The sequence below is a fragment of the Pseudomonas sp. LTR0 genome, from assembly GCF_036630035.1.
GTDB lineage: Bacteria > Pseudomonadota > Gammaproteobacteria > Pseudomonadales > Pseudomonadaceae > Aquipseudomonas > Aquipseudomonas putida_Y.
Map to the genome: position 1 here is coordinate 1258115 of NZ_CP123734.1, position 19586 is coordinate 1277700.

Here is a 19586-nt window from a genome sequence, read left to right on the forward strand (position 1 = left end):
CTGTCAGGGCCGCAGAGCGGCCCTGATGCCTGTCAATTCTGCTCAGCTACGCGGGACTTGCCTTGGCGTGTCTCGATCTCGCCAATCAACCGCTTGGCGAGTGCCGGGTAGTTCTCGTCGAAGTGGTGCCCGCCAGGCAGTTTGAGGTGCTCACCTACTGCCGTGTTTTCCGTGCAACCGCTTTCGTCGGTTTCCTCTACGCCATACACGCAGACGACCTTGGATGCTGGCAGCTTGGCCATTTCCGGCCCGGTTGGCGCTTCCTGGCCTTCCTTGCCCAGCCAACCCTCGACCTCGATCTCGAAACTGCCACTGCGCGCAAAGGCCAACAGCATCACCGCGTCGATACGCTGTTGGTCCTCGACCGGCAGGCGGTTGTAGATTGCCGGCAGCACATCGGCGCCGAACGAATAGCCGGTCAATACGAAGCGCTTGGTACCCCACTTCTGCCGGTAGTGATGCATCAGCTCGGAAAGGTCGGCGGCGCTTTGTTCCGGGGTCTTGTGCTGCCAGTAGTAGCGTAGCGTGTCGATGCCTACCACCGGGTAACCCAGCTTGGCCATTTCCCCGGCCACGTCGCGGTCCAGGTCGCGCCAGCCGCCATCACCAGAAAGGAACAAGGTGACCGTGTCTGTCGTTTGCCCGGCCGGCACCTCGACCACCGGCATGGCCAGTGCGTTACCGTCATGGCCGACCAGGGCTTGGGTGAGTTGCGCCTTGAGCACTTGTGGCAAGTGGATGTCGTAGTCGCTGATGCTGGTTTCGGCGTTGGCCTGGTCGCGCACGAACGCGGCGCTGGCGTCATCCGGGTTGTCGTTCCAGGCGACGTTCCAGTGGCCATGGGCAGCCGATTTGGGCAGCGGTGCCTGGCAGCCAGGCTGTTCGAGGGTGAAGCCCACGGAAATGGCCCGCGCCTTGTCATTGTCCTGGCTGGCCAGCCAACGCCAGGCCTGAGCGGCACCGGGGCCGATACCTGCGACCAGGGTCGGTTTTCCTGGCAGTTGCGCCAGCGCCTGGTCCATGGCCTGTTGCTGCTTGCTGCAGTCATTAGGCGGCAGAATTACCTGCACCAGCTGGGCTTCACCGGCCTGGCTCAGGTCGAGCAGTTGCTTGCCCGTCAGTGCCTGGTCTTGTGGCACACCGATGGCCACCCGGACCTTGGGGTGCACACCAGGGGTAACAAGGGTGATGCTGGTGTCATTGATGCTCATTTGTTCCAGGCGTGCCTCGGGGGCCGGGCGCGTCCACAGCCAGAAGGCCAGCGCGCCACCCAAGGCGGCCAGCAGCAGGGGAACCAGCAGGTACAGCCAAAAGCGTCGGGTCATCAGCGTTTCACCAATCCAGTCAGGCCGCCTGCAATCAGGGCGGCGGTGTCGGCCAGTGCCACCAGCGGGTCGAGCCCGGCTGGCACGGCCATGTAGCGGGGTTCCCAGTCCGGCTGGAACTTGTCCTTGAAGCGTCGAAGCCCCTGGAAGTTGTAAAGCTGTTCACCACGGCGGAACACCAGTGAACCCAAGCGCTGGGTCAAGGGGGCGCCACGCCTTGGTTGCAGACCGGACAGCGGTACCATGCCCAGGCTGAAACGCCCGTAGTCATGGCTTTTGTAGTGCAGGATCAAGCCGATCATCATGAATTCCATGGTCAGCTTTGGCGCTTCGGGGTGCGCACGCATCAGGTCGAGGCTGGCCAGCTCGTTTCCATGGGTTTCCAGCAAGTTGGCGAAGGCTACCGGGCGGCCCTGGAAGCGAATCAGGGCTATGCGGAAGTGTTGCAGGTAGTCCGGGCTGAAGCGCCCCAGCGAAAAGCCTTTCTCGCGCACGCTCTTGCCGCCGAGCCAGGCATCGGAAATTTCCTTCAGCTCAGCCAGCGGAGCGTGGCCGGGCTCATGGATCTCAAGGCTCAGGCCATCGCGTCCGCCGCGGTTCCAGGTGTAGCGCAGGTCCTTCATCTCCTTGCCTTTGGCTTCAAGGTCGAAGCGGCGCAAGTCGACCCGGGCTTCTTCGCCCAGCTTCAATGCGGTCAGGCCGATGTCCATATAGAACGGCAGGTTCTCCGCGCGCACCTGGTAGAACACTGGCCGTGCGTTATGCAGGTCGCACAGGTCGCGGAACTGCCAGATCATCTCGGCGCGTTCCTGGGCCGGGCCTATCGGGTCATACAGCGCCACCAGGCTGCGGCCGCGCCGGGCGTACATGAGAAACGCATTATCACGAGGGTGGAACAGCAACGCCTTGTCGCCAGTCAGCGCCAAGCCACCGTCGGGCTGGTCGGAGGCCTGCAGGATACGGTTGGCGCGTTGCAGCTCTTCTTCATCGGGCAGGTGGATCACCGGCGGCGCCGTGCGCAGCAGCCACGTCAGTGCCACTGCAGCCAGTAGCAAGGCGCTGCCCATGGCGGCGCGCAGACCGCGTGGAGCGTCGGCATCCAGGGTGAACTGCCACCATAGCTGATGGCTGTAAGGCACATCCTGGTAGGCGAACAGCAGCAGCCACACCGATGCGCCTACCGCACAGGCGCTGGCCACCAGGAACACCGGCGAGAAGGGTAGCTCCAGCAGGCGGCTGGGGCGATAGAACGAGCGGCGGAATAGAGCGAGCAGGGCAGCGGTGAAGGTCAGCAGGCAAGCCTCTTCCCAGTCAAAACCCTTCAACAGCGACAGCAGGGCGCCGACCAGCAACAGTACGGTGGTCAGTAGCCAGGCGGCGGACAGGCGCCGACGCAGGCCTTGGGCCAGTAGCAGGCATAGCACACCGATCAGGCTGGCGCCGAAATGAGAGGCATCGATCAGCCGGTGTGGCACCAGGAAGCCCATGTGCTCCAGACGCGTGTCTATCTCCGGCGTGGCGCCGGAAAACAGCAGCACCATGCCGGACAGGAACACCAGAATCGACAGGACCGGTGCGGCCAGACCCGAAGCGGCCTTGATGGCCTGTTGTGCAAACAGCAGGCGTCGGGCTTCATTGGCCAGCAGCAACACGCAGGCCAGCAGCAGTGGCAGTACCACATAGATCAGCCGGTACAGCAGCAAGGCAGCGGCCAGCGGTGCGGCACCGAGTTGGTCGGCAAAGGCCGCCAGCAGGATCGCTTCGAATACCCCGACGCCGCCCGGTACGTGGCTGAGCACGCCTGCAGCCAAGGCCAGCAGGTACACCAGCACAAAGGCGCCGAAAGGAGGGGCTTCTGGCAGCAACAGGTAGAGCACGGTGGCTGCCGCCGCCACATCCAGCGCGGTAATCAGCAGTTGCAGGGCCGCCAGGCGCGCATTGGGCAGGCGAAGTGTGCGCCGGCCCAGTTGAACGAGCAGGTTATCGGCCAGTGGTTGCTCGGCCAGGCGTCGGCGGTACAAGCCAATGACCAGCAAGGCAGACAGCACCAGCACGGCGCTGGCGACAGCGGCCAGCAGGCCGGGCGCCAACCCGAGTGCTGTCGAGGCCGCCGGCAGGTTGCTCAATGTCGCCAGAGCGGCTAGTGGCGGCAGCGCGCAGCCCAGTGACAGGCTGGCAAACACGGTCATGCGTGCGACCTCGCCAGCACCAAGGCCCAGGCGTGCGTACAGGCGATAGCGAACCGAGCCGCCAGAGAGCATCGACAGGCCGATGGCGTTGCCGATGGCAAAGGCGCTGAAACCGCCCAATATCAGGCTGCGTGCTGGCAGTTTCACGCCCGCATAGCGGCTGGCCGACCACTCGTAGCCCAGCAGGATCACAAAGCCGATCACCGTTGCCAGCAAGGCGCCCAGCAATGACTGGGTCGGCACGCTGAGCATCGCATCGTGCAAGGCATAGATGTCCAGCTCGTTCAGCAGGTGGCGGCAGGCAATCAAGGCCATCGTGAACAGTAGCAGGGTCACCATCAGGCCTATGGGCTGGCGGTAGCGACTTAGGCGTTCGAGCAAGGGCAGGCGCTGCACAGCACCGGGTAGCGCCGTAGCGAGTGGCACCGGAGGTTCGGGATTGTGCGAAGTCATGAGATGCCCCGGGCATGCTGCGCGAGGTGAAGGAGAGGTGCGGCCAAGTGAAAGTCCCTTAGGAAAACGTATCCAATGTTACTCCGGCCTCAGGCGTTTGCAGCTGCCTGGCACGGTTAAAGATAGTTCATCCTGGATACGGCATCTCAAGCCTGCGAGTTGGCATGAGGGTAGGGAAAATCGAGGCGACAAGAATCAGGAAGGTATAAAGCAACAAACCCCGCGCTGCTTTACACAGGCGGGGTTTGTTCTGACGAATATGGTTGCGGGAGCCGGATTTGAACCGACGACCTTCGGGTTATGAGCCCGACGAGCTACCAGGCTGCTCCATCCCGCGTCAGTGGGGCGGATTCTACAGTGTGCAGTTTGTATGTCAAGCGCTAGGCTTTGATTTATCGATGTTTTTTCGAAAACGCTTATCAGCAGGCAAAGAAAAAGGCCACTGTGTTAACAGTGGCCTTTTCTTGAATCTGGTTGCGGGAGCCGGATTTGAACCGACGACCTTCGGGTTATGAGCCCGACGAGCTACCAGGCTGCTCCATCCCGCGTCAGTGGGGCGAATTCTACAGCGTACAGTTTATATGTCAAGCGCTAGGCATTGATTTTTCGAGCTTTTTCGAAAAGGCTTTTTTGCGGGCAAAGAAAAAGGCCACTGCGTTAACAGTGGCCTTTTCTCGAATCTGGTTGCGGGAGCCGGATTTGAACCGACGACCTTCGGGTTATGAGCCCGACGAGCTACCAGGCTGCTCCATCCCGCGCCTGTGAGATCGAATTCTACGGATTTGCGCCCCGATGTCAAGCAATTGTTTTGGAAAAACCTTTTTTGTTCAAACCCTTAGCGCTTGATAACAGTATGCAGCTCAGGCACGGCGGGGCTTTCAGGCCGATTATCGTGTGGCCAGGCAGGTGAGCTGTTTCAGAGCAGGGCGCATGCGATACTATCTGTATGAATTTACAGTGCTGACGGTCGTCCATGTCCTTGCGCAAGATCATTCACGTCGACTGCGATTGTTTCTACGCTGCGATCGAGATGCGTGACGACCCGCGCCTGGCCGGTCGGCCCATGGCGGTGGGGGGCTCGCCCGACCATCGCGGGGTCATCGCCACCTGCAACTATGAAGCACGCGCCTATGGCGTGCGCTCGGCCATGTCGTCGCGGCATGCGCTGAAGCTCTGCCCCGATCTGTTGATCGTCAAGCCGCGCTTCGAGGCCTACCGCGAGGCTTCGCGGGAAATCCACACGATCTTTCGCGACTACACGGAGCTTATCGAGCCTTTGTCGCTGGACGAAGCCTATCTGGATGTCAGCGACAGCCAGTGGTATTCGGGCAGCGCCACGCGCATTGCCGAGGATATACGCCGGCGTGTTGCCCGCACCCTGCATATCACCGTGTCGGCTGGCGTGGCGCCTAACAAGTTTCTGGCCAAGATCGCCAGTGACTGGCGCAAACCCAACGGGCTGTTTGTGATTACCCCAAATGAAGTGGAAACGTTCGTTGCAGCCTTGCCGGTGGCCAGGTTGCATGGGGTGGGTAAGGTGACGGCCGACAAACTGACGCGGCTGGGCATCGAAACCTGCCTGCATTTGCGTGAGTGGTCACGGCTGGCATTGGTGCGCGAGTTCGGCAGTTTTGGCGAGCGGTTGTGGGGGCTGGCGCGGGGGATCGATGAGCGTGCGGTGCACAACGACAGCCGACGCCAGTCGGTGAGTGTTGAAAACACCTACGATACCGACCTGCCAGACCTGACCAGTTGCCTGGCGCGGCTGCCCGAATTGCTGGACAGCCTGAACGAACGCATCGCCCGTATGGACAGCAGTTACCGGCCAGACAAACCGTTCGTCAAGGTCAAGTTCCATGACTTCAGCCAGACCACCATGGAGCAGGCGGGCGCGGGCCGGGACCTGGAGAGTTATCGGCAATTGCTGGGGCAGGCATTCGCCCGTGGTGGCAAGCCGGTACGCTTGCTAGGGGTAGGGGTGCGGTTGCGTGACTTGCGGGGGGCGCATGAACAGCTGGAGCTGTTCCCGCCTAATAAATGAAAGGGGCTGCAATGCAGCCCCATTCTGTTAATGCACGCCCGGATCGGCCACCAACCGGCCAGTGGCCTTGGTCAGCGACTGCAAGAACTCCTGCTGCAGCTCCGGATCGTTGCGGGTCAGCTCGATCAGGCTCTGTTCCATTTCACTGGCTTCCTCTTCAAGGCCCAGCTCGGACAAGCGCTTGACCCGGTGCACCCACTGGCCGACATCATCATCTTCGAGGTCATCGAAGATCAGCTCATGGGCTTCAAGCAGCTTATTGCGCAGGGTAGCGCTGACCAGCAGGCTGGCATCGCCTCTTACCGCATTGTCCTCATCATGTACCTGCAGGTGCAAGGTGCCGACGTGGTTGAGGTTCTGCTCGGAAAACGGGCTGTCGAGCAGGTTCAGACGCAGCACGCCATTGCGGTCGGTGGTCAGCTCGTGGGTCATCTTGCCGGCCTTGACCTCGACCAGGCGCTCGCTCCAGGGCAGGCTGGTGGATTCCTCGCGCTTGCCTTTCTGCACTTCGCTGATCCCGGCCAGGTTTTGCTGGGCGCGGCCGTTGGAGGGCACGTTCATGAACGGGTTGAGCCCATCCACGCCATAACTGAGCCAGTCATGCGTGATGCTTTGCGGCAGGTTGCCCAGGGCGAAGACGTTGACCACATTGGCGCCGACACCCGCCACCACGGCCACTGCACCCAGCGGGATCTCGTAGATCTCACGCCAGGGTTGGTACGGCGTGTAGCGGTCATAGCGACGGGTCACTTCGAACTCGGTGACTTCGAAGCGCTTTTGCTCATGCACGCGCACACGTCGCTGCGGAAGCTCCATCACCTTCGGCTCACCGACATCGATCTGCAGGGTGTGCTCGAGCAGTTTGCGCTCGACGCGCTCCTCATGGTCGCTGCGCTGGGACATCTGGTTGGCGCAGCCGCTGAGGAGCAGGGTGCCGCATAGTGCGGCACCCCCCAGGGTAAAGGTACTTCGCTTGAACATGATCACTCGTGCATTGATTATCAGCGGCGAACGCGGGCCTGCAGGAAGGTCAGCACTTCATTGAGCGGCAACGTCTGGGCGTCTTGCTCGGTGCGGTGCTTGTACTCCAGGTTGCCTTCGGCCAGGCCGCGATCGCTGACGACGATGCGGTGTGGGATGCCGATCAGCTCCATGTCGGCAAACTTGATGCCTGGGCTGGTTTTCTTGTCGCGGTCGTCCAGCAGCACTTCATAGCCGGCGGCGGTCAGTTCTGCATACAGCTTGTCGGTTGCGTCGCGGACCACGTCGGTTTCGTAGCGCAGCGGTACGAGGGCAATCTGGAACGGAGCCAGGGCGTCATTCCAGATGATGCCTTTGTCGTCATAGCTCTGCTCGATGGCAGCAGCAACCACGCGGGATACGCCAATGCCGTAGCAACCCATCGACAGTACGACCGGCTTGCCGTTCTCGCCCAGCACCTGGCACTTCAGCGCCTCGCTGTACTTGGTGCCCAGCTGGAAGATGTGGCCCACTTCGATGCCGCGCTTGATAACCAGGGTGCCCTGGCCGTCAGGGCTTGGGTCGCCTTCGACCACGTTACGCAGGTCGGCGACTTGTGGAACCGGCAGATCGCGCTCCCAGTTGACGCCGAAGTAGTGCTTGTCGTCGATGTTGGCGCCAATGCCGAAGTCGCTCATCAGGGCAACCGAGCGGTCGATGATGATTTCCAGTGGCAGGTTGAGCGGGCCGAGCGAGCCGGCACCGGCGCCAATGGCTTCGCGCAGTTCGGCTTCGGTGGCCATGACCAGCGGGTCGGCAACCTGTTCCAGCTTGGTGGCCTTGATTTCGTTCAGTTCGTGGTCGCCACGGACGATCAGGGCAATCAGCTTGCCCTCTTCGGCGCCGCGCACGATCAGGGTCTTGACGGTCTTTTCGATCGGCAGGCCGTGGTTCTCCACCAACTGGGCGATGGTCTTGGCGTTCGGGGTGTCGACCAGGCGCAGCTCCTCGGTAGGCGCTGGACGCACGGTTTCACGCGGTATGGCTTCGGCTTTCTCGATGTTGGCGGCATAGTCGGAGCTGTCGCTGAAGATCACGTCATCTTCGCCGGACTCGGCCAGTACGTGGAACTCGTGCGAGTAGCTGCCACCGATCGAGCCGGTGTCGGCCTGCACAGGGCGGAAGTCCAGGCCCAGGCGGGTGAACACATTGGTGTACGCCTGGTGCATGCGATCGTAGGTTTCCTGCAGGGAAGCCTGGTCGGCATGGAACGAGTAGGCGTCCTTCATGATGAACTCGCGGCCACGCATCAGGCCGAAGCGCGGGCGGATCTCGTCACGGAACTTGGTCTGGATCTGGTACATGTTGAGCGGCAGCTGTTTATAGCTGGACAGCTCGTTACGGGCCAGGTCGGTGATCACTTCTTCGTGGGTAGGGCCGACGCAGAAGTCGCGCTGGTGGCGGTCTTTCACGCGCAGCAGTTCAGGGCCGTATTGCTCCCAGCGACCGGATTCCTGCCACAGTTCGGCGGGCTGGATGCTCGGCATCAGCACTTCCAGGGCGCCGGCGGCGTTCATTTCCTCGCGCACCACGGCTTCGACCTTGCGCATTACCCGCAAGCCCATCGGCAGCCAGGTGTACAGGCCGGAGGCCAGTTTGCGGATCATGCCGGCACGCAGCATGAGCTGATGGCTGATGACCACTGCGTCGGCAGGGGTTTCTTTCTGGGTGGCGAGCAAATATTGACTGGTGCGCATGGTTAGCCGTGTCGATTGCCTAAGACGTTGAAATAGCCCCGCATTGTACGGGGGGGAAACGAAGGCGTACAGGATGCCCCAGGGCGTGACACTTGTCAGCCAAGAAAAAGCCCGGCGTGATTGCCGGGCTTTTTCAGGTGCGGGGCATTGCAAGCCAGGCTTACAGGATGCTCAGCGGGTACTCCACGATCAGACGCAGTTCGTCGATCGACGAGGAGCCGTAGTACACACCGTCGCTGGAGCGGTAGGTGGCCTGACGAACGCGGAAGCTCAGGTCCTTGGCTGGGCCGCTTTGCATCACGTACTTGACGTCGATGTCGCGTTCCCATTCCTTGCCGCTGTCGGTGGTGCGGGTGGTGGCACCGGTACCGCGAACATAACGGGTCATGAAGGTCAGGCCAGGTACACCGAACTCGGCGAAGTTCAGGTCGTAGCGTGCTTGCCAGGATTTTTCGTCTTCGGCGTTGAAGTCGGAACGGGCAACGGAGTTGGCCAGGAAGACGGTACCGCCACCGTCCACGCCGTACGCGTAATCACCGTCGCCGCTGACTTTCTGGTAGGCCAGGGTGAAGGTGTGGGCGCCAATGTTGTAGGCGCCCGACAGGCTGGCTGCGATGTTGTCCAGCTCATTGGTGCCGTCGGACTTGCTTACCCATGCGCCGGTCAGGTTGTTGCCAATCGACTTGGTGTCATAGATGTTGAAGTCGAACACCAGGCCTTGCTTGTCGCTGATCGGCAGCGCCCAGTTGATGTTGCCGTACCACTTGCGGAAGTGATCTTCGATACGCGAGTAGTAGACGCTGGTGCTGAGGCTGTCGGTAATGGCATAGGTGCCACCAAAGACGTTGGCTTCAGTCAGGTTCAGGCTGTCGTGATAGGTCTGAGCCTGGGCGTTGAGCGCGGTGAAGTGACCGGCATGCAGGGTCAGGCCATCGATTTCGTTGCTGGTGATCAGGCCACCTTCAGCCACTTCCGGCAGCAGGCGGCTGTCGTCGGTAGCCAGTACTGGCAGGGCGGTGAACTGGTCGCCGAACTTGAGCACGGTGTTGGAAATGCGCATTTTCACTGCGCCGCCGCCTTCGGAGTACTCGTCTTGCGAACGGCCGTCGGAACCTGTCGGGAACAGGCCGGTGCCGGCGCGGCCTTTACCGCTGTCCAGCTTGAGGCCCAGCATGCCGATGGCGTCGACACCGAAGCCTACGGTGCCTTGGGTGAAGCCCGATTCGAAGGTGCCGAGGAAGCCAAGGCCGGTTTCTTCAACGCGGCTCTTGCCGCTATCGTTGTTACGGAAGTCACGGCTGAAATACAGCATGCGGGTCTTGACGTTCAGCTTGCTGTCTTCGATGAAACCTTTGGACTCGTCCTGTGCCGAGGCCATTGCCAACTGCGAGGTCCCTGCCGCAACGGCCAGGGCGATCATGCTCCACTTCATCACGCGCATCGTGATTTGCTCCTTTGGTTTTTAGGAAGAGTACCGCTGCGTCCAAGTCTTTTAGTTATATGGGGCAGCTCTTTCTTGTTATGTCGGCGAAAATGTATAGCACGCAGACTGTTGTTGGCGATATGGCTATAAGCACTCTTTGCGGAACTTTTTCGCCGTGTCGCTTTTAAGTATTTCCATGTCGCAAATCACGCCCCGTTTCAGGGGCCGTATAACCTCAGCGCTGTTCCTGGCACCGTAACGAATCTGTAACTGCCGATTCCGGTTGAGGAAACTCCCTGGTAACCCATGTCGCTGTTGTTATTTGTCGCGTTCACCTGCCACTGCAGATGTCGTGCCGACTTGGCGGGAAGGGAATGCAACAAGCGTGCTCAAAATTCGCAACACTTCATGAAATTTTCACAAAACCTGCTACCGAGGGTCGGAAAGTACCGTAAATGCGGGGCGAAGGCGGCTTGGGTGTTTTTTGGGATCGAGAATCATTAAAATTTAAAAACCTGCCATTAGAGTCAAGGTGTTACCGCAACTTGTTAATCCGGGGGCATTTGTGGGGTGGCAGGTGTGGGGAAGGCGGTCAGGCGGCCTCATTTTGGTGCGAAAAGTAGCGCTGTGTTACCGGGAATGTGCAAGGTATCCTTGCTGGCCTGTTTCCGCCTGACGCGGGATGGTATTGCCTGAAGGAGATATGCCGTGTTCGTCCTCGATTCGCGATTGCAGCAGGATTCGCTGGTGCTGGGGGAGTTTCCGCTGTGCCAGTTGCTGCTGAGCAAGGATGCCAATTACCCATGGTTCATCCTGGTGCCCAAGCGCGCGGGTATCAGTGAGCTGTTCGAGCTGGATGCGGCAGAGCAACAGCAGTTGTGGCAGGAAACCACCCTGTTGGCAGAAGCGCTGAAGGCCAGCTACGCAGCTGACAAGATGAACGTGGCTACCTTGGGTAACGTGGTCAGCCAGTTGCACATGCATGTGATCGTGCGCCAGCGCGACGACGCCGCGTGGCCGGCTCCGGTATGGGGCAAGTGTGCGCCTGTGGGTTACACCGATGATCAACTGCAGGCTGTTCGTCAGCGTCTGCGCGGGCTGCAGCTTGCTGGTTACCAAGAGGCCTGACATGACATTGGAAATGCGTATGGTCGAGCTGGAAACCCGTCAGGCGTTTCAGGATGACGCTATCCAGGCGCTGAATGACGTGGTGGTGGAGCAAGCGCGGGTGATCGAGCGGCTGCAATTGCAGATGGCCGAGCTGATCAAGCGTCATGAAGAGATGGTTGGCCAGTATGGCAGTGAAGGGGAAGAGGCGCCGCCTCCCCATTATTGATTTCTGCCAGGCTGCCATCGCCGGCAAACCAGCCCCCACAGGTATGATGCTGCTCTCAGGTGCAGCGCTGACCTTGCGGAGCCTGGCTTGCCGTTGATGGCGTCAGTCGGTCAGCGGCGGGTTACCGCAACTACGTCTTCGGCCTGCAGGCCCTTGTCGCGGTGCATCACCGAAAACTCCACGCGCTGGCCTTCGACCAGGATGCGGTGGCCCTCACCGCGGATGGCTCGAAAGTGCACGAAGATGTCATCACCCGAGTCGCGGGAGATGAAACCAAAGCCTTTCGATGTGTTGAACCATTTGACGGTGCCAGTATCACGGTTGCCGGCATCTTGTGCCGCGTGCTGGCTGCTGCGTGCCTTGCGTGGGCCGCGTGCAAAGCCCACGGCCAGATGCAGGGCCACGGCCAGTGCCGCGCAGACCAGGGCTGCCAGGTTGCCCATTTCCGGGCGGGCCAGTAGCGTCAGGGTCTGCAGCACGACGGCGACCACCAACAGGGCGCAGGCCAGATGCTGCAGTTGTTGTCGCGCGCCGCGATGATACAGTGGCACCACCGGCGCCAGCACCAGGTTGAGCAGGCCGAGCAGGGCCAGGTAGACCGCGTCAGGTTGTTGCAGGAAGGGTGTCGCATCGGTTTTCAGGCTGGGTATGAGCGATAGCAGCAAAGCTGCCACGCCCGTCACCAGATGGACGATCTTGAACATGGGGTTGGCTCACTGTTGATAAGGCCGATCACAGGAAGAGCTGGCAGCACGGTGCGCATGAGATATGGAGCGCGAACACGTGGCAGGCCAGCCTATGCACCCGGCAATGACAGTCCGCACGGGTGGCACAGTGCCTATTTAACAGTAAAGCCGCAGCCTACTCAAACCGCAGGCCGCCCAGTGGGCGATGTGTTGCGCCATGTCACATGCGGCATGCGGCAAGTGTTGCTACAGTGGTCGGCGCCCGCTTGAGTCTCAAGCCTTATGGAAAGGGGAGCTTCATGGCAATTGATATCGGTATCAGTGAAGAAGATCGCAAGTCCATCGTCGATGGGCTGTCCCGCCTGTTGTCGGATACCTACGTGCTGTATCTGAAAACCCATAACTTCCACTGGAACGTCACCGGTCCGTCGTTCCGCACCCTGCACCTGATGTTCGAAGAGCAGTACAACGAATTGGCGCTGGCAGTCGATTCGATCGCCGAGCGAATCCGTGCCCTGGGCTTCCCGGCACCGGGTTCGTATGCATTCTATGCACGGCACTCGTCGATCAAGGAGGAGGAAGGTGTCCCTCCGGCAGACGAGATGATCCGCCAGTTGGTCCAGGGGCAGGAGGCCGTGGTGCGCACTGCGCGCAGCATTTTCCCTGTGGTGGACAAGGTCAGTGACGAGCCGACCGCAGACCTGCTGACGCAGCGCATGCAGGTGCACGAGAAAACCGCCTGGATGCTGCGGGTGCTGCTCGACGACAAGTAACCGTTGCTCAAGGCGGAAAACTTGCGCAACCCCTGTGGGAGTGGGCGCGCCCGCGAACGCCGGCGCAGCCGGTGCCATCCAGCGCATCGCCTGCTCCCACAGGGTCCGCCTGGCAACCTGGTATTTGCAAAGGAACATTTTGCCGCTGCTTTAAGCTCGCCCGTCAGCGCTTCATAGGCCACCTGGTACCTGTGACGAGGAAGTGTGGCGCATGATGCAAGCGAGCAAACGTATGGCAGGCCAAGGCAGCTGGCCAGGAAAACAGTGCATCGATCCGTTCAAGGCGGACTTTGACATGCTGCAGACGCAGCCGGTGTCACGTTCCGTGCGGCTCAACGGCTTTTCTACCTGTTTGCGCCTGGAGGCTGTCTACTGGGGTATCCTGGAACGCATTGCCGCCGCCAACCGTTGTTCGGTCAGTGCCGTGTTGTCCTATGTGGACCGTGAAGTGCACCTGCGCCAGGGTGGAGTGCGCAACTTCAGCGGGCTGATCCGGGTCATCTGCGTGGCGTGGCTGCAGGACCCGCCGAGTGCTCGCTGATCGCCTGGCGGGCTGCGCAGTGCTTGCTAACCATATATAATCCCGCTTTTTGCTGCCCCGGCAGCCAGCGTTATGGTTGACGAGAGACACCCATGCCCCTTTATGACTATCAATGTGCGTCCTGCGAGCACCGCATGGAAGTGCTGCAGAAGATCAGCGCCGCGCCGCTGACCGATTGTCCGGCCTGTCAGGCACCGGCACTGAAAAAGCTGCTGTCGGTGCCAGGCTTTCGCCTGAGCGGTAACGGTTGGTACGAAACCGACTTCAAGACCGGGGCGAAAAAGAATCTGGCAGGCGGCGACAAGGCCGACTGAGTTGAATGCTGTGACCGGGTCTTGCAGTATTAGCCCTCCGGGCGGCCAAGGCCTCCACCGAATACACGAATCACGAGAAGCGAAACCACCATCATGATGCGCAGCCATTATTGCGGCCAACTGAACGAGAGCCTGGACGGCCAGGAAGTCACCCTTTGCGGCTGGGTCCATCGTCGCCGCGACCACGGCGGGGTGATCTTCCTCGACATCCGTGACCGCGAAGGCATGGCCCAGGTCGTGTTCGATCCGGATCGCGCCGAAACCTTCGCCGCCGCAGACCGTGTGCGCAGCGAATACGTCGTACAGATCACCGGCAAGGTCCGCAAGCGCCCTGAAGGTGCAGTGAATGCCAACATGGCCTCCGGTGCCATCGAGATCCTCGGCTACCAGCTGACTGTGCTCAACGAGGCGGAAACCCCGCCGTTCCCGCTGAACGAGTACTCTGACGTCGGCGAGGAAACCCGCCTGCGCTACCGCTTCATCGACCTGCGTCGCCCGGAAATGGCTGAAAAGCTGCGCCTGCGTTCGCGCATCACCAGCAGCATCCGTCGCTTCATGGACGACAACGGCTTCCTCGATGTCGAAACACCGATCCTCACCCGTGCCACTCCGGAAGGCGCGCGCGACTACCTGGTGCCAAGCCGTACCCATGCCGGTAGCTTCTTCGCCCTGCCGCAGTCGCCCCAGCTGTTCAAGCAGCTGCTGATGGTCGCCGGCTTCGACCGCTACTACCAGATTGCCAAGTGCTTCCGTGACGAAGACCTGCGTGCCGATCGCCAGCCGGAATTCACCCAGATCGACATCGAGACCAGTTTCCTCGATGAAAGCGAGATCATGGGCCTGACCGAAAGCATGATCCGCAAGCTGTTCAAAGAAGTGCTCGACCTGGAATTCGGCGAATTCCCGCACATGACCTTCGAAGAGGCCATGCGCCGCTACGGCTCCGACAAGCCAGACCTGCGTATTCCGCTGGAACTGGTCGACGTTGCCGACCAGTTGAAGGATGTCGACTTCAAAGTGTTCGCCGGCCCGGCCAACGATCCGAAGTGCCGCGTTACCGCCCTGCGTCTGCCAGGCGGCGCCAGCATGCCGCGCAGCAAAATCGACGAGTACACCAAGTTCGTCGGTATCTACGGTGCCAAGGGGCTGGCCTACATTAAGGTCAACGAGCGCGCCAAGGGTGTCGAAGGCCTGCAGTCGCCGATCGTCAAGAACATCCCTGAGGCCAACCTCAACAACATCCTCGATCGCGTTGGCGCCGTAGACGGCGACATCGTGTTCTTCGGTGCCGACAAGTTCAAGGTGGTCAGCGAAGCCCTGGGCGCGCTGCGTATTCGCCTGGGTCACGACTTCGAGCTGCTGACCTGCGAGTGGGCGCCGATGTGGGTTGTCGACTTCCCGATGTTCGAAGAGAACGAAGACGGCAGCTTCACTGCATTGCACCACCCGTTCACGGCGCCGAAGTGCACCCCGGAAGAGCTCGAAGCCAACCCGGCCAGCGCCCTGTCCCGTGCCTACGACATGGTCCTGAACGGTACCGAGCTGGGTGGCGGTTCGATCCGTATCCACCGTAAAGAGATGCAGCAGGCAGTATTCCGCCTGCTGGGTATCGAAGCAGAAGAACAGGAAGAGAAGTTTGGCTTCCTGCTCGACGCTCTGAAGTTCGGGGCACCGCCTCACGGTGGCCTGGCGTTCGGTCTGGACCGTCTGGTCATGCTGATGACTGGCGCCCAGTCGATCCGTGAAGTGATCGCGTTCCCGAAAACCCAGAGCGCCGCGTGCGTCATGACCCAGGCCCCAGGCATGGTCGACGCCAAGGCCCTGCGCGAGCTGCACATCCGACTGCGCGAACAGACCAAGGTCGAGTAAGCAGTCCCCGGGCGCATCCATATGGATGCGCCTTTGCGTTTCGACGCAGGTATTTTCCCGTCCCGCCCCGTCATGGGGCGGGGCTGTTTGTGATTCAAAGGATTCGGAGTCGATATGGCTGGTCATTCCAAGTGGGCGAACATCAAGCACCGCAAAGAGCGCCAGGATGCCAAGAGAGGCAAGGTCTTCACCAAGTGGATCCGTGAACTGACGGTCGCTGCCAAGCAGGGTGGCCCTGACCCGGCATCCAACCCGCGCCTGCGCCTGGCGTTGGACAAGGCCCTGGGCGCCAACATGAGCCGCGACATCATCGATCGCGCCGTAGCCCGTGGTGCTGGCACCAACGAAAGCGACAACGTCGAAGAGCTCAGCTACGAGGGTTACGGCCCGGGTGGCGTGGCGATCATGGTCGAAGCCATGACCGACAACCGCAACCGTACCGCTGCCGCCGTGCGTCATGCCTTCACCAAGTGTGGCGGCAACCTGGGTACTGACGGCTCGGTGGCCTACCTGTTCGAGCGCAAAGGCCAGATCAGCTTTGCCCCCGGCGTGGAAGAGGACGCGTTGATGGAGGCGGCGATGGAGGCCGATGCCGACGACGTGGTGGCCAATGACGACGGTTCGTTCGACGTATTCACTTCGTTCAACAGCTTCTATGCCGTGCGTAATGCCCTGGAAGAGGCTGGCTTCGAGGCCGCTGATGCAGAAATCGTCATGCAACCGACCACCAGTGCCGAGCTCGACCAGGACGGTGCCGAAAAGGTGCTCAAGTTGATCGACATGCTCGAAGACCTGGACGACGTGCAGAACGTCTATTCCAATGCTCAGATTTCCGACGAGATCATGGAAAACCTAGGCTAAGGTGATTTGGCATTTTGTGCCAACGCTGAGCGTTTGATCGCGCCTGTGCCGGCCCTTTCGCGGGTAAACCCGCTCCTACAGGTATTACGCCCATTTCAAATGTGGTGCAGTACCTGTAGGAGCGGGTTTACCCGCGAAAGGGCCGGCGCAGTTTGTAGAGATGCATCATTTTTTCGACGGGCTTTATGACTCTGATTCTAGGTATCGACCCTGGCTCGCGCATCACCGGCTATGGCGTGGTACGCCAGACCGCCCGTGGTTGCGAGTACGTGGCGTCGGGCTGCATCCGCACCGGCAGCGGTGAGCTGCACGAGCGGCTGCAGATTGTTTTTCGTGGTGTCAGTGAAATCATTGCCCAGCACGGCCCGGTGACCATGGGCATCGAACGGGTGTTCATGGCCCGCAACGCCGATTCGGCGCTCAAGCTTGGCCAGGCACGTGGCGCGGCTATCGTCGCCGCCGCCGAGGCTGGCCTGGAGATCGCCGAGTACAGCGCCACCCAGGTCAAGCAGGCCGTGGCCGGCACGGGTGGTGCCAACAAGGAGCAGGTGATGATGATGGTCATGCATCTGCTGAAATTGACGCAAAAACCGCAGATTGACGCTTCCGATGCCCTGGCCATCGCGCTGTGCCACGCCCACACCCGCTCCAGCCTGGTGCCGCATGGCTTGAGCACAGCGCGGCGACGCGGCGGGCGCTTGCGTCTGTAAGCGCTTCATGCGCTGATACACATTTTGTTCGGGTGATACGTTCACCTGCTGCATTTGCTGATAGGGTTGAGCGGTCTTTGACCGGCTCCCCGAGAGGAAGGATCGGAACGTGATTGGACGTTTGCGCGGCACCCTGGCGGAAAAACAACCGCCTCACCTGATTATCGACGTCAACGGCGTGGGTTACGAACTGGAAGTTCCCATGACCACGCTGTACCGTCTGCCCAAAGTGGGGGAAGCCGTCACGGTGCATACCCATCTGGTCGTGCGCGAAGATGCCCACTTGCTCTACGGCTTTGCCGAAAAACGCGAGCGCGAGCTGTTTCGCGAGCTGATCCGCCTGAACGGTGTAGGGCCAAAGCTGGCCCTGGCGCTGATGTCCGGGCTGGAAGTGGATGAACTGGTGCGCTGCGTGCAGGCCCAGGACACCTCAGCCCTGGTGCGCGTGCCAGGCGTCGGCAAGAAAACCGCCGAGCGCTTGCTGGTCGAGCTCAAGGATCGATTCAAGGCCTGGGAAACCTCGCCGGCCATGTTCACCCTGGTCTCCGATGGGCCTTTACCGGTCGCCAGCGAGTCCAGTGCCGAGGCCGATGCAGTCAGTGCCCTGGTCTCGCTGGGCTACAAGCCACAGGAAGCCAGCAAGGCAATCGCCGCGATCAAAGACAAGGCCGGCCTGAGCAGTGAAGAGCTGATTCGCCGCAGCCTGAAAGGGATGATTACCAAGTGATCGAAGCCGACCGCCTGATTGCCGCCAGTGGCCGCGACCGCGAAGAAGTCCAAGACCGTGCGATTCGCCCCCTGAGCCTGGACGAGTACATCGGCCAGCCAGTGGTGCGAGAGCAGATGGCGCTGTTCATCCAGGCGGCCCGAGGCCGCGGCGAGTCGCTTGACCACACGCTGATCTTCGGCCCGCCCGGCCTGGGCAAGACCACCCTGGCCAACATCATCGCCCATGAAATGGGGGTGTCGGTGAAGAGCACTTCGGGGCCGATTCTCGAGCGCCCCGGGGACCTGGCAGCCATGCTGACCAACCTCGAGCCGCACGACGTGCTGTTCATCGATGAAATCCACCGGCTGTCACCTGTTGTCGAAGAGGTGCTGTACCCGGCCATGGAGGACTTCCAGCTCGACATCATGATCGGCGAAGGCCCGGCAGCCCGATCCATCAAGCTTGATCTGCCACCCTTCACCCTGGTGGGGGCTACTACCCGTGCCGGCATGCTGACCAACCCGCTGCGTGACCGCTTCGGTATCGTCCAGCGCCTGGAGTTCTACAACGACAAGGATCTGAGCACCATCGTCAGCCGCTCGGCCAACATCCTTGGCCTGGCCATCGAAGACCAGGGCGCCTACGAGATTGCCCGCCGTGCCCGTGGCACGCCGCGCATCGCCAACCGCCTGCTGCGCCGCGTGCGTGACTACGCCGAGGTGCGCGGCAAGGGCCAGATCACCAAGGCCGTGGCGGACATGGCGCTGAACCTGCTGGACGTCGACGAGCGTGGTTTCGACCACTCGGACCGTCGCCTGCTGCTGACCATGATCGAGAAGTTCGATGGTGGCCCGGTGGGCGTGGACAACCTGGCTGCAGCCATCAGCGAAGAGCGTCATACCATCGAAGATGTGCTTGAGCCGTACCTCATCCAGCAGGGCTACATCATGCGCACGCCGCGCGGCCGCGTGGTCACCCGGCATGCCTATCTGCACTTTGGGCTGAATATCCCCGGGCGCTTGGGGGAGGGGGGCGATTTTTCCGAGCCAGGCGATGAATGACAGATCAAAAGCGACTTTTTGTGGTCCTACCGCTGGCATGCCCTTGGCGCGCTGGCAATAAGACATTAATGAAGAAAAAACAGTTGCCACAGCGGATTGGCAAGCTGAGGAGTAAGCACTAGAGTATGCGCGCGCAAAATCAGCTCGAACCGTTCGCACATCGGTGTCGCGTCTATTACGAAGATACCGATGCGGGCGGCGTGGTGTATTACGTCAACTACCTGAAATTCATGGAGCGCGCGCGCACCGAACGCCTGCGGCACCTGGGTTTTTCCCAGTCGCAGCTGGCTGAAGACAACCTGCTGTTCGTGGTCCATTCCAGCGAAGCGCGCTATCACGCGCCGGCGCGGCTTGATGACGAATTGCGGGTGACCGCGCAAGTACTTGAACTCAATCGCGCCAGCCTGCGTTTCGTACAGCAGGTGTGGCGGGAAAAGGATGAAACGCTGCTTTGCGAAGGGCAGTTCCTGGTGGCCGCCGTGCGCGCCGACACTTTCAAACCCCGAGCCATACCGCCCCAGCTGCGCGACGCCTTTGCGGCGGACGGCTCGGGTAATCAATCGAATGCAGGAGAATAA

The 19586-nt window shown here is 61.0% G+C and carries 18 protein-coding genes and 3 tRNA genes; 12 read left to right on the forward strand and 9 right to left on the reverse strand.

Going from position 1 to position 19586, the window contains the following annotated elements:
- Nucleotides 1–32: 32 nt before the first annotated feature.
- The 5 genes from QCL51_RS05810 to QCL51_RS05830 all read right to left on the reverse strand — a co-directional run bounded on the left by QCL51_RS05810 (nucleotide 33) and on the right by QCL51_RS05830 (nucleotide 4725).
- Entirely contained in the window at nucleotides 33–1325 is a 1293-nt protein-coding gene (locus QCL51_RS05810) for an AcvB/VirJ family lysyl-phosphatidylglycerol hydrolase (protein ID WP_021783323.1), read from the reverse strand.
- Nucleotides 1325–3967: a bifunctional lysylphosphatidylglycerol flippase/synthetase MprF gene (gene mprF, locus QCL51_RS05815; protein ID WP_028698162.1), complete on the reverse strand. Its 2643-nt coding sequence runs from the start codon at nucleotides 3965–3967 to the stop codon at nucleotides 1325–1327. Before mprF ends, QCL51_RS05810 begins: the two co-directional genes overlap by 1 nt.
- A 260-nt stretch (nucleotides 3968–4227) precedes the next feature.
- Nucleotides 4228–4304, reverse strand: a tRNA-Met gene (locus QCL51_RS05820).
- Between the two features lie 134 nt (nucleotides 4305–4438).
- A tRNA-Met gene (locus QCL51_RS05825) sits at nucleotides 4439–4515 on the reverse strand.
- 133 nt (nucleotides 4516–4648) lie between these two features.
- Nucleotides 4649–4725, reverse strand: a tRNA-Met gene (locus QCL51_RS05830).
- A gap of 221 nt (nucleotides 4726–4946) precedes the next feature.
- On the opposite strand from QCL51_RS05830, the gene dinB reads away from it, so the two are divergent.
- Nucleotides 4947–6008 (forward strand): DNA polymerase IV, encoded by a 1062-nt coding sequence (gene dinB / locus QCL51_RS05835; RefSeq protein ID WP_162149595.1) that lies wholly within the window; start codon nucleotides 4947–4949, stop codon nucleotides 6006–6008.
- A 27-nt stretch (nucleotides 6009–6035) separates the two neighbouring features.
- Here dinB and QCL51_RS05840 read toward each other — a convergent pair whose 3' ends face one another.
- The 3 genes from QCL51_RS05840 to QCL51_RS05850 all read right to left on the reverse strand — a co-directional run bounded on the left by QCL51_RS05840 (nucleotide 6036) and on the right by QCL51_RS05850 (nucleotide 10166).
- Complete coding sequence (locus QCL51_RS05840; RefSeq protein ID WP_021783326.1) at nucleotides 6036–6989, reverse strand: hypothetical protein; 954 nt, start codon at nucleotides 6987–6989, stop codon at nucleotides 6036–6038.
- Between the two features lie 20 nt (nucleotides 6990–7009).
- Nucleotides 7010–8725 carry a proline--tRNA ligase gene (locus QCL51_RS05845; protein ID WP_021783327.1) on the reverse strand — a complete coding sequence of 572 codons (1716 nt, stop codon included), beginning with the start codon at nucleotides 8723–8725 and terminating at the stop codon, nucleotides 7010–7012.
- Nucleotides 8726–8885: 160 nt separating this feature from the next.
- On the reverse strand, nucleotides 8886–10166 hold the full coding sequence (locus QCL51_RS05850) for an OprD family porin (protein ID WP_021783328.1): 1281 nt from the start codon (nucleotides 10164–10166) through the stop codon (nucleotides 8886–8888).
- 690 nt (nucleotides 10167–10856) lie between these two features.
- On the opposite strand from QCL51_RS05850, the gene QCL51_RS05855 reads away from it, so the two are divergent.
- A complete protein-coding gene (locus QCL51_RS05855) occupies nucleotides 10857–11276 on the forward strand; it encodes an HIT domain-containing protein (protein WP_021783329.1) in 420 nt (139 codons plus the stop codon).
- Between the two features lies 1 nt (nucleotide 11277).
- On the forward strand, nucleotides 11278–11484 hold the full coding sequence (locus tag QCL51_RS05860) for a SlyX family protein (RefSeq protein ID WP_012051473.1): 207 nt from the start codon (nucleotides 11278–11280) through the stop codon (nucleotides 11482–11484).
- A gap of 110 nt (nucleotides 11485–11594) precedes the next feature.
- Here the strand turns inward: QCL51_RS05860 and QCL51_RS05865 are convergent, their stop codons facing one another.
- Nucleotides 11595–12188 (reverse strand): cold shock domain-containing protein, encoded by a 594-nt coding sequence (locus QCL51_RS05865; RefSeq protein ID WP_021783330.1) that lies wholly within the window; start codon nucleotides 12186–12188, stop codon nucleotides 11595–11597.
- Between the two features lie 281 nt (nucleotides 12189–12469).
- Here QCL51_RS05865 and QCL51_RS05870 point away from each other — a divergent pair, with 281 nt between their 5' ends.
- The 9 genes from QCL51_RS05870 (at nucleotide 12470) to ybgC (ending at nucleotide 19586) form a co-directional block, all read left to right on the forward strand.
- A complete protein-coding gene (locus tag QCL51_RS05870; protein ID WP_010952363.1) occupies nucleotides 12470–12943 on the forward strand; it encodes a Dps family protein in 474 nt (157 codons plus the stop codon).
- Between the two features lie 211 nt (nucleotides 12944–13154).
- Nucleotides 13155–13484, forward strand: a complete 330-nt coding sequence (locus QCL51_RS05875) for a ribbon-helix-helix domain-containing protein (RefSeq protein ID WP_021783331.1) — start codon at nucleotides 13155–13157, stop codon at nucleotides 13482–13484.
- Nucleotides 13485–13576: 92 nt separating this feature from the next.
- Nucleotides 13577–13798 (forward strand): zinc ribbon domain-containing protein, encoded by a 222-nt coding sequence (locus QCL51_RS05880; protein ID WP_003254776.1) that lies wholly within the window; start codon nucleotides 13577–13579, stop codon nucleotides 13796–13798.
- 93 nt (nucleotides 13799–13891) lie between these two features.
- Nucleotides 13892–15667, forward strand: coding sequence for an aspartate--tRNA ligase (gene aspS / locus QCL51_RS05885; protein ID WP_028698159.1), 1776 nt, complete (start codon nucleotides 13892–13894; stop codon nucleotides 15665–15667).
- A gap of 114 nt (nucleotides 15668–15781) precedes the next feature.
- Nucleotides 15782–16528 (forward strand): YebC/PmpR family DNA-binding transcriptional regulator, encoded by a 747-nt coding sequence (locus tag QCL51_RS05890; protein WP_021783333.1) that lies wholly within the window; start codon nucleotides 15782–15784, stop codon nucleotides 16526–16528.
- A 185-nt stretch (nucleotides 16529–16713) separates the two neighbouring features.
- Nucleotides 16714–17238, forward strand: a complete 525-nt coding sequence (gene ruvC, locus QCL51_RS05895) for a crossover junction endodeoxyribonuclease RuvC (RefSeq protein ID WP_003254769.1) — start codon at nucleotides 16714–16716, stop codon at nucleotides 17236–17238.
- A gap of 109 nt (nucleotides 17239–17347) precedes the next feature.
- Entirely contained in the window at nucleotides 17348–17965 is a 618-nt protein-coding gene (ruvA, locus tag QCL51_RS05900; protein WP_012273768.1) for a Holliday junction branch migration protein RuvA, read from the forward strand.
- Complete coding sequence (ruvB, locus tag QCL51_RS05905) at nucleotides 17962–19008, forward strand: Holliday junction branch migration DNA helicase RuvB (RefSeq protein ID WP_003254766.1); 1047 nt, start codon at nucleotides 17962–17964, stop codon at nucleotides 19006–19008. The genes ruvA and ruvB overlap by 4 nt, the downstream gene beginning before the upstream one ends.
- 125 nt (nucleotides 19009–19133) lie before the next feature.
- Nucleotides 19134–19586, forward strand: coding sequence for a tol-pal system-associated acyl-CoA thioesterase (ybgC, locus tag QCL51_RS05910; RefSeq protein ID WP_016711994.1), 453 nt, complete (start codon nucleotides 19134–19136; stop codon nucleotides 19584–19586).